Here is a 12569-nt window from a genome sequence, read left to right on the forward strand (position 1 = left end):
GGTGAGCCGGGTGACCACCGAGGGCGAGAGGTTGGGCGCGTCCGTGCCGAGCAAGGCAGCCAGAGCTTCCTGGAAGTCACCGGTGGAGAGCCCACGCAGGTAGAGGATCGGCAGCAAGGCATCCAGGCTCCGGGTGCGGCGAGCCCATTTCGGCAGGATGGCCGAGGAAAAGCGGAGCCGGTCCTCGCCCGCAGCCCCGCGATCGCGGATCTTCACCCGGCTGACCGCCACCGGGCCAATGCCGGTCTGGATCGTGCGCTCGGGGCCATGGCCGTGGCGGACCAGGCGCTCACGGCCATCCGGCAGCTTCAGCTCGCGCATGCTGGCGAGATAAGCCTCGGCCTCGATCTCGATGGCTTGGGCCAAGAGCTGACGGGCGCCGGCTCGGAGAATATCGGTCAGGGGATCATCAATCGTGTCGGGCTGACGCAGGCGAACAATGTTGGTAGTCTCGGTCATGACGTATCGCTCTCCTGAAGAGGTTCTGGCAGGCTCGACACCCGCCTCGATACGTCGCCTTTCTCAAACCGTCATCACCCACATTCCGGCATAGGTCCTCGGATCGCAGGTGTAGGTGAAGGCCGACTTGGGTTCGAGATCGCAGTCGATCTGGAGCGTCTCGATCCACTCCCGGATCGTGGCGACACCCCTGCGGTTAGCCTCGGCATACGCCAATGCAATCTCATGCCCGGCCGTGTCGATGAGGTAGCGGTAGATCAGGCTGTGCTGGGCCGTGATCTTGGCGGACGAACGCCCTGTAACCTGCCGTCCGACTTGTCGGGCTTCGAGCACGATGACCGCTTTGCCAGCCTCGAGAAGTGACAAGGCCGTGGTCAGGCCGACAATGCCGGCCCCAACGATCGCCGCGTCGCATTCCTGTGCGCCCACAAGCTCCGGGAAATCGGTCTTCGGCGCATCGGCCACCCAGCAGCAATCGGGTTTTCCGGACAGTTTCGCCATGGCAGGCCTCCCTTGGGGCGGGGCCCGAGGGCCGTCCGCCAGGAGACAATGCCCACGCTTCGATCCGGTTCTCCCCAGTGGCTCAGGCGTCCGGCGGCAGAGCGGTGTAGACCCGCTCAATGAACTGGTGGAACTCCGCCATGTAGTTCTTCAGAAATCCGGCCGTGGACTCGTTGGTGACCTCGCCCTCATCGGTGATCAGCCCGGGTTTGAACTGAATGTAGGCCTCCGGCGCATTCATCTGGGGCGAGTTGCAGAAGCCGAGCACGCTTCTCAGATGCTGCTGGGCAATAGCGGTGCCAATCGCACCGGGCGAGGTGCCGATGACAGCTGAGGGTTTGTGGGTGAATGCGTTCTGACCGTAGGGCCGACTGGCCCAATCGATGGCATTCTTCAACCCACCTGGGATCGAGCGGTTGTACTCCGGGGTCACGAACAACACGGCATCGACCGCGGCAATGGCGTCCTTGAAGGCTTTGGCACTGGTGGAAAGTCGGCATCACAGTCGTAACTGTAGAGCGGCAGGTCCCGGATCGGGATCTCACTGAACTTGAGGTATTCTGGGGCAAGGTGGATGAGCGCCTTGGCCAGCTTGCGGTTGATCGATTCCTTGGCGAGGCTGCCGATGAGATAGCCGACTTTGAACGTGGTCATGGAACCCTCCTGGGTTCATCCGGGGAGGAAGGGAACTTCCCGGCGGGACATGCGCCCCGAGACAACTCCTCCGGCCATAGTGTGGTTGTCACTCGGCAGCAGTTTTAAGCCTGGGGAGATCATTCCAGTCCGCCGCGCCACCCGCTTCGCGCCGGCAACACAAGGGTGGGGCAGACACCGGGTTCATGGCCCAACTTGGGGGATCTGCCCCAGGTCGCCGACTGGCATCGGACCGGAAAGTCTCCGCTTTTCAAATGGTTACCTCGTTGGCACGGCTTGTGCTTTCTTCCCCAGCGAGCGGCGGATCTGTCGGTGGTCGGCAGGCGAGCCGCCGCTTCACAGCTAGGGAGACCAGAATGTCCAAGATCCTCACCGCCGCTCTGTTTGGCGCCTTCACCCTCGGGCTGGCTGCGGCCCCCGTCACGTTCAATGCCTCGACCTCAACCCTCACGGTGGCGTCGGCCTTCGCCAAGAATGGCGCCGATGACGCGAAGGGTGATGACCGCGGCGGTCATCGTGATGACGGCGCCGGTCACACGTCCCTCGAGGGCAAGTTCCAGGTTGCCAAGCGGGGCGCCGATGATCGGGGAGGGGATGATCGTGGCGGCCGCCGAGGCGGTGGCGGCAAAGGCCGCGGCGGCCACGATGACGGCCCTGGCCACACCTCCATCGACTCCGGCTACCAGGTCGCGAAGAATGGCGCCGATGATAAGGCCGGCGACGATCGCGGCGGCCACGGCAGGGACGACCGCGCCGGCGATGACCGCGGCCGGGGCTGAACCCCAGCACCCTTCCTGACATGAGCCCCGGAGTTCACCGGGGCTCACCCTGCCTCACAAGCGCCGATAGAGAACGACGAGTGATGGCGGTCCCGCCCCCGGCCGCCGGTGGCGCGAGCTGCGGAGTTGGCCTTCTGCTCCGCAGCCCCGTTGCCATGCAACTAATGGCTTGGCTTCCTTTACAGCACAGCTTCGTTCAGGATGTGACGGCATCGACCTCGGTCAGGAGGCCCAAAGCATTAGGACCCATAGGAGAACCCCATGAGTGTGGAGGCTGATGCAGCGAGCCTCGTGGGCGCGGGAGGGGCCCAAAGCACATCCTCCTCCCAGAACTTCAACCTGCTGCGATGGTTCTCACTCCTGAGCCTGCTGACGATCCTGATCACCGGCACGGCCATGGCCGCGTTCCTGACGCGCTATCTCACGGACAGCATGCTGAGACGCGACGCGGAGGTCACCCGTGAGTTCATCGAGAGCATCGTCACCGCCGAGGACAGCTTCTCCTCCTTCGAGGCGCGGCAGCTAAACGGTGCCACAGAGGCCCTCGACCGCTTCGTTCGGCACCTTCCCACACTGCCGGACGTCATTGGGGCTAATCTTTACGCTGCGGACCAGACCGTGCTCTGGTCGAGTGAGAAAAGCATCATCGGGCGCCGGTTCGACAGCAACGACGAGCTTGAAGAAGCTCTCCAGAATGAGATCGTGGCGGAGTCAGGCGTGTTCACGGTCCAGGACGGCAAACCCGAACATGTCTGGCTCACCGAGACCTTTCTCCGCAACATCGGAGAGCGGTTTGTGGAAGCGTACCTGCCGATCCGCGATGCGACAGGTCAGCGGGTGGTGGCCGTCGTCGAGATCTACAAGCTGCCGAAGACTCTCTTCCGCTCCATCGACAACGGCGTGCGCTTGGTGTGGGCCAGCGCCGCCATCATGGGGCTGGTGCTCTATGGTTCGCTGTTCTGGATCGTGCGCCGGGCGAACAGGATCATGCACGAGCAGCGCGAACGGCTGGTCGAAACCGAGACGCTGTCGGTGATCGGCGAGATGGCCGCCGCGGTGGCGCACAGCATCCGCAACCCGCTCGCCTCGATCCGATCCGCCGCTGAGCTGGCCCACGAGGAAGAGGGTTCCGCTCTGCAGCAATGCCTCCAGAATATCACGAGCCAGACAGACCGGCTCGACGGCTGGATCCGGGAACTGCTGGCGGCCTCTCGAGGCGGGGTGGTGCCCGTCGAGAAGGTCGACCTTAACGCGGTCATCAAGGAGAGCCTCGACGGGGTTGCCTCCGAGATGCAGCGCCGAGGGATCGCCCTGACCGTCAATGTCGCTCCGCTTCCTCCGGTTCGAGGAACCCGGGCTCCGTTGGCCCATGCGATCCGCAGCATCATTGCGAATGCGGTCGAGGCCATGCCGCAGGGCGGGCATCTGCGGGTGGAGGGCCGCCCAACCGGCGAGGGGCAGGTGGAGATCGTCATCGCAGACACCGGGGTCGGCATGCCGGTCGGCGTGGCTCAGCGAGCCTTCAAGCCGCTCTTCACGACCAAGCCCAACGGCGTCGGCCTCGGCCTGGCGCTGACACGCCGCATCGTCGAGCGGCATGCGGGCCAGATTGAACTCGACAGCCGCGAGGGCCGGGGAACCCGAGTCGTGCTGAACCTGCCTGTGGGGGGATGAGATGGGCCAGGGCATCCTGCTGATCGAGGACGAGGAGGTCCTCGCCGGCAACATCAAGCGGTATCTCGACCGGCGCGGGTACGAGGTCGTTACGGCCGGCACCGCCGTCGAGGGCTTCCGGCTCTTCGAGCAAGGGGACATCGACCTGGTGCTGCTCGACCTGAACCTACCCGACTTGCATGGGCTCAAGGTGCTGGAGGAGATCCGCCGGCGGGATCCGCGGGTCAAGGTGGTGTGCGTGACCGGAAACGGCAGCGTGCAGGTCGCCGTCGATGCCATGAAGGGCGGGGCTTACGACTACGTCACCAAGCCGGTTGTCCTGAGCGAGCTGAAGCTCCTGGTCGACAAGGCCCTGGGGCAGGAGCGGCTGGAAGGGGCGTTGTCCTACTACAACGCCCGCGAGGCCTCCGGCAGCGGCCTTCCGACCCTGCTGGGTGCTTCCTCCGCCATGGCGCAGGTGCGGGAGCGGATCCGCGCCGTGGTCGAGGCGGAGAGGGGGCTCATTGAGGGCAGCCCACCGGCGGTGCTGATCCGGGGCGAGACCGGTACCGGCAAGGAGCTCGCCGCGCGGGCCTTCCACTTCGAGGGCCCCCGGAAGGACGCGCCCTTCATCGAGCTCAACTGCTCAGCCCTGCCGGTGCATCTGCTCGAATCCGAGCTCTTCGGGCATGAGCGGGGCGCTTTTACCGATGCCAAGGAACGCAAGATGGGCTTGGTCGAGGCGGCCCATGGCGGCACCCTGTTCCTCGATGAGATCGGCGACACCGAGCCCGGCGTGCAGTTGAAGCTGCTGAAGCTGCTGGAGGACCGAACCGTGCGGCGGGTCGGCGGCGTACGGGACCGCGTGGTCGATGTCCGGTTCATCTCCGCCACGAACCAGCCGCTGGAAGAACTCGTCCGCGCCGGCCGGTTCCGCTCCGATCTCTACTATCGGCTGCGGGTGGTAACCATCGACCTCCCGCCGCTTAGGGCCCGCTCTGGTGATGCGGAGATGCTGGCCGAGCACTTCCTGGCGCTCCATGCCCGCCGCTACGGTCGGCAGGGGGTGCGCTTCTCCGAGGGCGCCCTGGCCCGCATCCGGGCGCACCCGTGGCCAGGGAACGTGCGGGAGTTGCGGAACGTGGTCGAACAGGCACTGCTCTGCTCCCGTGGCGACCGGATCGAGGAGGCGCACCTTGGGATCACACCGGCATCCGACATCCTGGGTGCAACCGGTCCGGCTGCCGCACCGGGTCGGATCGAGGTGGCTCAGAGCGTGAACGGGACAGATCTCGCGGCGGGGGCCCTGGATGACGCCGAGCGGGCGCTGATCGGACGGGCCCTGGCGCAGAGCAAGGGCAACGTCACTCAGGCGGCGAAGATCCTGGGGATCTCGCGGGATACGCTTCGTTATCGCATCGAGAAACACGGGATCGCATGAGGCACCGTGAGCCTGTGAACTTGGGTGGTCAGTCGCTCCACACGACATCCCAGTTCGGAATCTCGATCTCCGCCTCTTCAAACGACTCGATGAGCGAGGTTTCCGCAATCGTGTCCATCGGGTTGGGTCGGTGGATCGAGCAATACTGAGGCTTGCCGTCGGGGCGGTTGCGGCATTCGAAGACGATGTGATCCGCGGCCGGACCCAAACAAACGAAACCCTCCCGAAGGAGGATCTGTTCAACATCCTTGTATCTGACGCAGGCGATCAAGGGCGAGTTTAGGCAACGCGGGCGTATACGATTTCCGACGGAGCGGTGTCCTTGTGGCCGTGGCTGCTCTCGACGAGCTCGATCATGCCCATGAGCTTACGGGCGGCCTCGGCCTGGGTCTTACCCCGAGCCAGCAGACCCCGATACTGCGGCGTCTTGGCCGTGTGCAGACCGGCAGAATCCTTGCCGTACTCGATATGGACGTGCATCGTGCCCTCATCCTCGGTCATCGCAATATACGTCCTCCGGCTGCTGCGTGCAACAAGCTTGGCCTAAGCCGTGGCGAAGCCGTTCGGGATGGAAACGCCCCAGGGCCAGTGCCGTTCCTACCGGCCCCCGGGCACCCTGTGACGACACCCGGGCGACGCTCAGGGCGGGGCCCGTCACCAAGCGGCACGATTTCCAGGTCACGTTGCCTCTCGGATGAGAGATGTCCGACTGGACCCAGGAAGCCGAAGGTCTGCTCAAGCAGAGCATCAGTGCTGCGCGTGCTGGCACTGTCCATGATCGGCCAAGACTTCGATGATCCGGCACTCGGAGACCCGGCGATTGTCACAGGCCACCATCGTCTCAAGCTCGTCTCGGAGAGCGGTCAGGCGGGCGATCTTGTCCTTGACCTCGTCCAGGTGGGCCTTGGTGATTTCATGGGCCTCGCCACAGCAACGGTTGGGATCATCCGCGAGGCCAAGGAGTTGCCGGATGGCATCGACCTCGAACCCGAGCTCCCGGGCATGGCGGATGAAGTTGAGGCGGCGGACCTCGGCCGAGCCATAGCGCCGCTGCTGTCCTTCGGTTCTGACCGGCGAGGGGAGGAGCCCGATCTGCTCGTAGTACCGGATCGTCGGGATCTTCACCCCGGTTTGCCGCGACAGGTCGCCAATCGCCAAATTCATCGAAAAAACCCCTTGAACCTCTAACCGCTAGAGGTTGTAGCCTGTCCGGCAAATAGGATCGAATCGGATTTTTGGCAATGACTGACCGTTTGCGTTACCGCGTCGAAGGCATGGATTGCGGCAGCTGCGCCCGCAAGATCGAGACCGCGCTCACCCGCGTGCCGGGCGTCTCCGACATCAGCATCACCACCACGACCGAGACTCTGCGCCTGCGGGTGGCGGAAGCCAGCACCGGCGAGCAAGTCGAGAAGGTCGTCCGCGATCTTGGCTACGGCATCGGGCCCGTCACCGACGAGACGCGGCATCATCACGACCACGGAGCCGAGGACGGTCCCTGGTGGCGTTCGGCCAAGGGGGGGCTGACGCTCTTCTGCGGGCTGGCCCTCGCGGCCGCTTGGGGCTTGGCCGCGCTCCTGCCGGGCTACGAGGCTTGGCTCTACACCGCCGCGATGGCCATCGGCCTGGTGCCGATCGCCCGCCGGGCTGTGTCCGCGGCCTTGGCCGGGGCACCCTTCACCATCGAGACCCTGATGAGCATCGCTGCCATTGGCGCCGTGATCATCGGCGAGACCGAGGAGGCCGCCATCGTGGTGCTCCTCTTCCTGGTTGGCGAGCTGCTGGAGGGCGTTGCCGCAGGTCGAGCCCGGGCCAGCATCCGCTCCCTGACCAGCCTTGTGCCGAAGACCGCCTTCATCGAGCGAAACGGCGCCCTGGAAGAGGTGCAGGCCGAGACCCTCGCGGTCGGCGACGTCATTGCGATCCGTCCCGGCGATCGCATCCCCGCCGACGGCGTCATCATCTCGGGCGAGAGCGCCATCGACGAGGCTCCCGTCACAGGCGAGAGCACACCCAAGCGCAAAGGAGAGGGCGAGACCGTCTTCGCCGGCACGATCAACACCGACGGCACCCTGCGGGTGCGGGTTACCGCCGAGGCCCAGGACAACACCATCGCCCGCGTGGTCCGCCTGGTCGAGGAGGCGCAGGAGGCCAAGGCCCCCACCGAGCGCTTCATCGACCGCTTCTCCCGCTACTACACCCCGGCCGTCCTCGTCGTCGGTGCTCTCGTGGCCATCCTGCCGCCGCTGCTGGCGGGCGAGCCCTGGGGCGAGTGGGTCTACAAGGGACTGGCCGTGCTCCTGATTGGCTGCCCGTGTGCTTTGGTGATCTCGACCCCGGCCGCCATCGCGGCAGGTCTGGCGGCGGGCGCCCGGCGCGGCCTGCTGATCAAGGGCGGGGCCGTACTGGAGACGCTCGGCAAGGTCACGGCCGTCGCCCTCGACAAGACCGGAACCCTGACGGAGGGCCGTCCCAAGGTGACGGACGTAGTCGGCTTCGGGGAGGCCACTGAACGGGGCGTCCTCGAGGACGCGGCCGCCCTGGACGCGACATCATCCCATCCTATCGCCAAGGCCATCGTAGCCCGGGCGCACGTTGAGGGCCTTGAGGTTACGCCCGCCGTTGGCGTCATGGCGCTCGGCGGCAAGGGCGTGAAGGGTCGGTTCAAGCGGCGCGGCTTGTGGCTCGGCTCGCCCAAGGCCGCGGCCGCCATCGCGCCCCTCGCGGCTGAGGCCGAAGCCCGCATCAGCGCCCTGCAGGAGGAGGGCAAGACCGTGTCCGTTCTCCTCGTGAATGACACTCCGGTCGGGCTGATCGCTGTGCGGGACGAGCCCCGGGAGGATGCACTGGAAGGCCTGAAGGCTCTCAAGGCCCGCGGGATTAAGCCGATCATGCTCACCGGCGACAACGCCCGGACGGCCGCCGCCATTGCGCGCTCACTGGAGGTGGAACCCCGCGCCGACCTGCTGCCGCAGGACAAGCTCCGCATCGTCAACGAGCTGCAGGCTCAGGGGCAGGTGGTGGCCAAGGTCGGCGACGGCATCAACGACGCCCCGGCGCTCGCGGCGGCCGATGTCGGTATTGCCATGGGCGGCGGCACCGACGTGGCGTTGGAAACGGCAGACGGCGCCGTCCTGCACGGGCGGGTCCTCGACATCGCCCGCATGATCGCGCTCTCGAAGGCCACCATGGGCAATATCCACCAGAACATCACGGTGGCCCTCGGCCTCAAGGCGGTGTTCCTGGTGACCACCATCATCGGCGTTACCGGCTTGTGGCCTGCAATCTTGGCCGATACCGGGGCAACGGTGTTGGTGACCGCCAACGCCATGCGGCTGCTCGGGGCCGGGAGCCGGGTGTGATGCCGTCCCCATGGCTGCCGGTCATGATCCTCGTGATCGTCGGCATCGTCTTTGCGATGCTGACACGACGGGTTGCACACCGTATTGGGCACTCGCCCAACAGCTTCGGTGCGGGCGATACGGCCCACGACTTCGTCGGGCGTGTCTACCGCGTTTGTGGTGCAATCCTGTTCATCTTCCTGATCGCCCGAGGCATCGCGCCGGAGATCGACACGGCCGCAGGCCTGATCCAGGTGTTGGCCCGACCCGCCATCACCTGGCTCGGCCTCGCGGTCATGACCTGGGGCGGGGTGGCCATCCTCGCAGCCCAGGCAGGCATCGGGGCGTCCTGGCGCATCGGCCTCGGTCAAAAGCGGACCGGGCTCGTGACGTCGGGCCTGTTCGCGTGGTCACGTAACCCGACATTCCTCAGCATGGTGGCTGTGGTGCTCGGTGCCTTCCTCGTGGCTCCGACAGCAGTCACAGGTATCGTGCTCGCCGTCGCCTGGGTCACCTTCTCAGTCCAGATCCGCATGGAGGAGGAGCACCTGCACCGCATGCACGGCCGGGCCTACGAGGCGTATCGGGCCGCCGTGCCACGCTGGATCGGCCTTCCGCGATCCCCAGCCAGAGCACCCGCTACTCAGGGACAATCGGTGGATCGCGTGTGATCCGGAGCTAAACGCCTCAATCCTGCCGGACTTGGCGGCAACTTCTACTTCGGATCGGCCTCGTCTGCGGTCAGCAGGCTGAAAGCCGACAATCAAGGAACACGGGGAACCGTCCGGGACCAAAATCCCGGGCGAATGATAATGCGGGGATCCCCTCAATGAAGCGTATCGCATTGGCTGCGGGCCTCGTGCTCGCGCTCGCCGCCTGCCAAGGCCAGAACATGTCCACGCGCCATCTGGCGCCGATCCCGCCGGCCACCATGGCGCTGATGGAAACGAAGGGCATGTCGCGGAACGACCCGATCCTCATGCGGGCCTACAAGAAGGAGTCCGAGATCGAGGTCTGGAAGCGTGGTCGCGATGGCCGGTACGCCCTCTTGAAGACCTACCCGATGTGCCGCTGGTCGGGCCAGCTCGGGCCAAAGATTCGTGAGGGCGATCGCCAGGCGCCGGAGGGCTTCTACACGATCAGCCCGGCCCAGATGAACCCGAACTCGCAGCTCTACCTGTCGTTCAACCTCGGTTACCCAAACGCCTATGACCGTGCCCACGGCCGGACAGGATCCCACCTGATGGTCCACGGATCATGCTCGTCGCAAGGATGCTTCGCCATGACGGACGAGGCGATCTCCGAGGTCTACGCCTTGGCTCGGGAGTCCTTCGCTGGCGGCCAGCGCTCCTTCCAGTTCCAGTCCTACCCGTTCCGGATGACGGCCGAGATCCTGGCCAAGCATCGGTATGATCCTAACATCGCGTTCTGGAGGAACCTCAAGGAGGGCTCCGACTACTTTGAGGTCGTTAACGACGAGCCGCAGGTCGCGGTGGCCAACGGGCAATACGCCTTCAGCGGCGATGCGTCTGCCATGGCGGCGGTGGCCCAGAAGCGGCAAAACGACGATCGGCAGGTCGCCGCATTGGCTGCCAACGGTGTGCAGCCGATCAAGCTCGTCTATGGCGACGGCGGACAGCACCAAAGCTTCCGGCAGATGTTGGCGGGGGAGGATGGTTCGCTTGCCGTCGATGCCAGTGCCCGCAACCGGCTCGGCGACGTCAGCCGCCCTGAGGCGTTAGCTGCGGGGCCACAGGAGGTTGTCCTAGCCGGCGAACGGGAAGCCGAAGCAGGGAGCATCATCGACGCTCGCCTATACCTCGCAGAAGCCGCAGGGAAATCAGATCCCCACCGACGAGTCTACCAGGCAGGCCGCGCCGGCAGCGGTGCCATCGCCCATACCTACGATCGGAGGCGACGGACGCTCGGTGCTTGAGCGCTTCCGAGGGCTGTTCGGCGGGTAGAGACCGAGCAGCAAGGACGTTCCCACTGTGTAAGGCTGACACCGCGGCCACGCACAGCACGGTTCTCCGCAGGCCGGAGCGGCGAAGCACTAAGGAGCCGGAGTCGGCCAAAACGCCCAAAGGAGGAAGGCGGCGGCCGCGATCCAAAGGCCGATGATCACTGCCGCTGCCACTCGGCTGATAGGGCGCTCGGATCGCCTCTGCACCTCCGCGCGGAACTCCGCCATGAGTGGACTAGGGATCAATTTGATCACCAGGGCGATGGCAATCGGCAGGACGATCAGCTCGTCGAGATAACCGAGGACGGGTATGAAGTCCGGGATAGGGTCGATGGGGCTGAGCGCATAGGCGGCAATGGCCGCTGCGGCGAGCTTCACATACCAAGGCACACGGGGATCCCGAGCAGCGATGTAGAGGGCTACGACATCCTGCTTGACTGCCTTTGCCCAGCGGCGCAGGCGGGCATGCTTGCCCGCCTCGTTCCGGTTGTCGTTCATGCCTAATCCTCGCAGCGGTCAAGAAGTGCCGTACGGGACGCATAAACATGGGAGAACAGCCGGATCGCGGCGCTCTCCATGGGCGGGTTCTTTGTGTTCACGCTCGTAGTGTCCTGCTTCGAGGCGCAGGTAGGCGTAGTGGACTATTCGGCTCGCGTCCCGTCCTACTGGTTTGCCGTCATAGTCGGCGACGTGCGTCCGCCGAGCGAGGCCCAAGCTGAGCCCTCGTCACCCTCGCGCTTGATGTAAACGTAGCCCGTCTTGTGCCACGGCAGGATCGCATTGCGCTTGTTGTCGAGGATGAAGTCACCGCGGTTGGTGCGCACCATCATGACAGCGTGTCCAGCGCCTTCCTCGTCGATCACCACCGTCATCCGCAGGGCTCGGCGCGGGAAGCCGGCCTCGGCGAGGCGCTTGCGCTTGACGAGCTGGTAGTCCTCGCAGTCGCCGTAGCCGTCCTCGGCGAAGTCCCAGACGTCCTCGACGCCCCACTGGTCCTTGTCGGTCTTGGCCGTGATGGCGGCGTTCACCTGTTGGTTGATGCGGTTGAGGGTCTGCCAATCCTTCGCCGTGAGCTCGATGGTGGCGGGCTCGTCAGGGTCGACCGCGCACTCCGCCGGTTTCTGTTCGCAGAAACGGATCCAGCCCAGGATCGGCTTGGCGGTGCCGACCCTCGCAACCGGCTGGGACAGGCCCGGCAGGATGCTTCCAGTCTGGGTCTGGGCCTGCGCTGCTGCTGCGGTGAGGGTCAGAGCGAGGGAGACGGCGGCGAAACGGAACGTGCTCCTGGAAAAAGACCGAACGCTCAGAAGCCCGAAGAGAGGTTGCCGCATTGCCCCCACCGATGTGCCGTTAAGGATTTGTTCATCTTATTGGCACGGCGCCGATGGCGGATTCAAGGCAGGAGTTAAACAAGGGTTAACAGGTCGCGGTCCGGATCGTTCCAGGCATTCCCTCAACCATGACCGGGCGCAATGTCGCGGCGGTGATCTTCGGGACAACCAATGACGTCATCGAGCGAAAGGGCATAGTGCCCATCAGCGCCGTCTCGATGAGCCTCGCCGAGTGCCCATCAGCGCCGTCTCGATGAGCCTCGCCGAAGTGGAGAGCTACGACGGGTAAGTTCTTGAGCCAACCTCGAAAGTAGGTTATGTTGCAAATGCTTCGCAAGAGCGACAAGGACATGCGCCATGCGTCGCTGGCTGCAAGAGACCCTCGACCGACGCCACCTTCTCTGGGGCGGCCTTGCCACGGCAAGCGGTTCCCTGCTCAGCGTGGTC

At 65.2% G+C, this 12569-nt stretch carries 13 protein-coding genes and 1 pseudogene; 6 read left to right on the top strand and 8 right to left on the bottom strand.

Translation table 11 applies throughout. The features are described from left to right. The 3 genes and pseudogenes from FS320_RS29140 to FS320_RS29150 all read right to left on the bottom strand — a co-directional run. A partial coding sequence (locus FS320_RS29140; RefSeq protein ID WP_192926359.1) for a transposase occupies nt 1-459 on the bottom strand: 459 nt, incomplete at its 3' end. Nucleotides 460-522: 63 nt separating this feature from the next. Further along, nucleotides 523-960: an NAD(P)/FAD-dependent oxidoreductase gene (locus FS320_RS29145; RefSeq protein WP_152715765.1), complete on the bottom strand. Its 438-nt coding sequence runs from the start codon at nt 958-960 to the stop codon at nt 523-525. A gap of 82 nt (nt 961-1042) precedes the next feature. Then, nucleotides 1043-1614, bottom strand: a pseudogene (locus FS320_RS29150) (NADPH-dependent FMN reductase). Between the two features lie 356 nt (nt 1615-1970). Between FS320_RS29150 and FS320_RS29155 the strand changes: the two are divergent. From FS320_RS29155 to FS320_RS29165, 3 genes are all read left to right on the top strand, one after another. Next, nucleotides 1971-2393, top strand: coding sequence for a hypothetical protein (locus FS320_RS29155; protein ID WP_152715766.1), 423 nt, complete (start codon nt 1971-1973; stop codon nt 2391-2393). Between the two features lie 261 nt (nt 2394-2654). Beyond that, nucleotides 2655-4067 carry a sensor histidine kinase gene (locus tag FS320_RS29160; RefSeq protein ID WP_152715767.1) on the top strand — a complete coding sequence of 471 codons (1413 nt, stop codon included), beginning with the start codon at nt 2655-2657 and terminating at the stop codon, nt 4065-4067. A 1-nt stretch (nt 4068) separates the two neighbouring features. After that, a complete protein-coding gene (locus tag FS320_RS29165) occupies nt 4069-5487 on the top strand; it encodes a sigma-54-dependent transcriptional regulator (protein WP_152715768.1) in 1419 nt (472 codons plus the stop codon). A gap of 28 nt (nt 5488-5515) precedes the next feature. On the opposite strand, the gene FS320_RS29170 is transcribed toward FS320_RS29165, so the two are convergent. From FS320_RS29170 to FS320_RS29180, 3 genes are all read right to left on the bottom strand, one after another. Beyond that, nucleotides 5516-5695, bottom strand: coding sequence for a hypothetical protein (locus tag FS320_RS29170; protein WP_152715769.1), 180 nt, complete (start codon nt 5693-5695; stop codon nt 5516-5518). 71 nt (nt 5696-5766) lie between these two features. After that, the gene (locus tag FS320_RS29175) at nt 5767-5988 is read right to left on the bottom strand and encodes a hypothetical protein (RefSeq protein ID WP_152715770.1); all 222 of its coding nucleotides are present in this window, start codon (nt 5986-5988) and stop codon (nt 5767-5769) included. Nucleotides 5989-6234: 246 nt separating this feature from the next. Beyond that, nucleotides 6235-6651: a MerR family transcriptional regulator gene (locus tag FS320_RS29180; protein ID WP_152715771.1), complete on the bottom strand. Its 417-nt coding sequence runs from the start codon at nt 6649-6651 to the stop codon at nt 6235-6237. A gap of 77 nt (nt 6652-6728) precedes the next feature. Here FS320_RS29180 and FS320_RS29185 point away from each other — a divergent pair, with 77 nt between their 5' ends. From FS320_RS29185 to FS320_RS29195, 3 genes are all read left to right on the top strand, one after another. Beyond that, complete coding sequence (locus FS320_RS29185) at nt 6729-8849, top strand: heavy metal translocating P-type ATPase (protein WP_152715772.1); 2121 nt, start codon at nt 6729-6731, stop codon at nt 8847-8849. Continuing rightward, the gene (locus tag FS320_RS29190; protein WP_152715773.1) at nt 8849-9499 is read left to right on the top strand and encodes a methyltransferase family protein; all 651 of its coding nucleotides are present in this window, start codon (nt 8849-8851) and stop codon (nt 9497-9499) included. Before FS320_RS29185 ends, FS320_RS29190 begins: the two co-directional genes overlap by 1 nt. A 158-nt stretch (nt 9500-9657) precedes the next feature. Then, nucleotides 9658-10764, top strand: a complete 1107-nt coding sequence (locus tag FS320_RS29195; RefSeq protein WP_162003311.1) for a L,D-transpeptidase family protein — start codon at nt 9658-9660, stop codon at nt 10762-10764. 117 nt (nt 10765-10881) lie between these two features. Here FS320_RS29195 and FS320_RS29200 read toward each other — a convergent pair whose 3' ends face one another. Continuing rightward, the gene (locus tag FS320_RS29200) at nt 10882-11289 is read right to left on the bottom strand and encodes a YkvA family protein (RefSeq protein ID WP_152715774.1); all 408 of its coding nucleotides are present in this window, start codon (nt 11287-11289) and stop codon (nt 10882-10884) included. Nucleotides 11290-11453: 164 nt separating this feature from the next. After that, nucleotides 11454-12122: a transglutaminase-like cysteine peptidase gene (locus FS320_RS29205; protein WP_152715775.1), complete on the bottom strand. Its 669-nt coding sequence runs from the start codon at nt 12120-12122 to the stop codon at nt 11454-11456. Nucleotides 12123-12569: the final 447 nt, after the last annotated feature.

The sequence above is a fragment of the Microvirga tunisiensis genome, from assembly GCF_009296175.1.
Lineage (GTDB): Bacteria > Pseudomonadota > Alphaproteobacteria > Rhizobiales > Beijerinckiaceae > Microvirga > Microvirga tunisiensis.

What these genes read in the sequence shown, in the direction of transcription:
- FS320_RS29145 (WP_152715765.1), bottom strand. Translation starts at nt 960, where the DNA reads ATGGCGAAACTGTCCGGAAAACCCGATTGCTGCTGGGTGGCCGATGCG.
- FS320_RS29155 (WP_152715766.1), top strand. Translation starts at nt 1,971, where the DNA reads ATGTCCAAGATCCTCACCGCCGCTCTGTTTGGCGCCTTCACCCTCGGG.
- FS320_RS29160 (WP_152715767.1), top strand. Translation starts at nt 2,655, where the DNA reads ATGAGTGTGGAGGCTGATGCAGCGAGCCTCGTGGGCGCGGGAGGGGCC.
- FS320_RS29165 (WP_152715768.1), top strand. Translation starts at nt 4,069, where the DNA reads ATGGGCCAGGGCATCCTGCTGATCGAGGACGAGGAGGTCCTCGCCGGC.
- FS320_RS29175 (WP_152715770.1), bottom strand. Translation starts at nt 5,988, where the DNA reads ATGACCGAGGATGAGGGCACGATGCACGTCCATATCGAGTACGGCAAG.
- FS320_RS29180 (WP_152715771.1), bottom strand. Translation starts at nt 6,651, where the DNA reads ATGAATTTGGCGATTGGCGACCTGTCGCGGCAAACCGGGGTGAAGATC.
- FS320_RS29185 (WP_152715772.1), top strand. Translation starts at nt 6,729, where the DNA reads ATGACTGACCGTTTGCGTTACCGCGTCGAAGGCATGGATTGCGGCAGC.
- FS320_RS29190 (WP_152715773.1), top strand. Translation starts at nt 8,849, where the DNA reads ATGCCGTCCCCATGGCTGCCGGTCATGATCCTCGTGATCGTCGGCATC.
- FS320_RS29195 (WP_162003311.1), top strand. Translation starts at nt 9,658, where the DNA reads ATGAAGCGTATCGCATTGGCTGCGGGCCTCGTGCTCGCGCTCGCCGCC.
- FS320_RS29200 (WP_152715774.1), bottom strand. Translation starts at nt 11,289, where the DNA reads ATGAACGACAACCGGAACGAGGCGGGCAAGCATGCCCGCCTGCGCCGC.
- FS320_RS29205 (WP_152715775.1), bottom strand. Translation starts at nt 12,122, where the DNA reads ATGCGGCAACCTCTCTTCGGGCTTCTGAGCGTTCGGTCTTTTTCCAGG.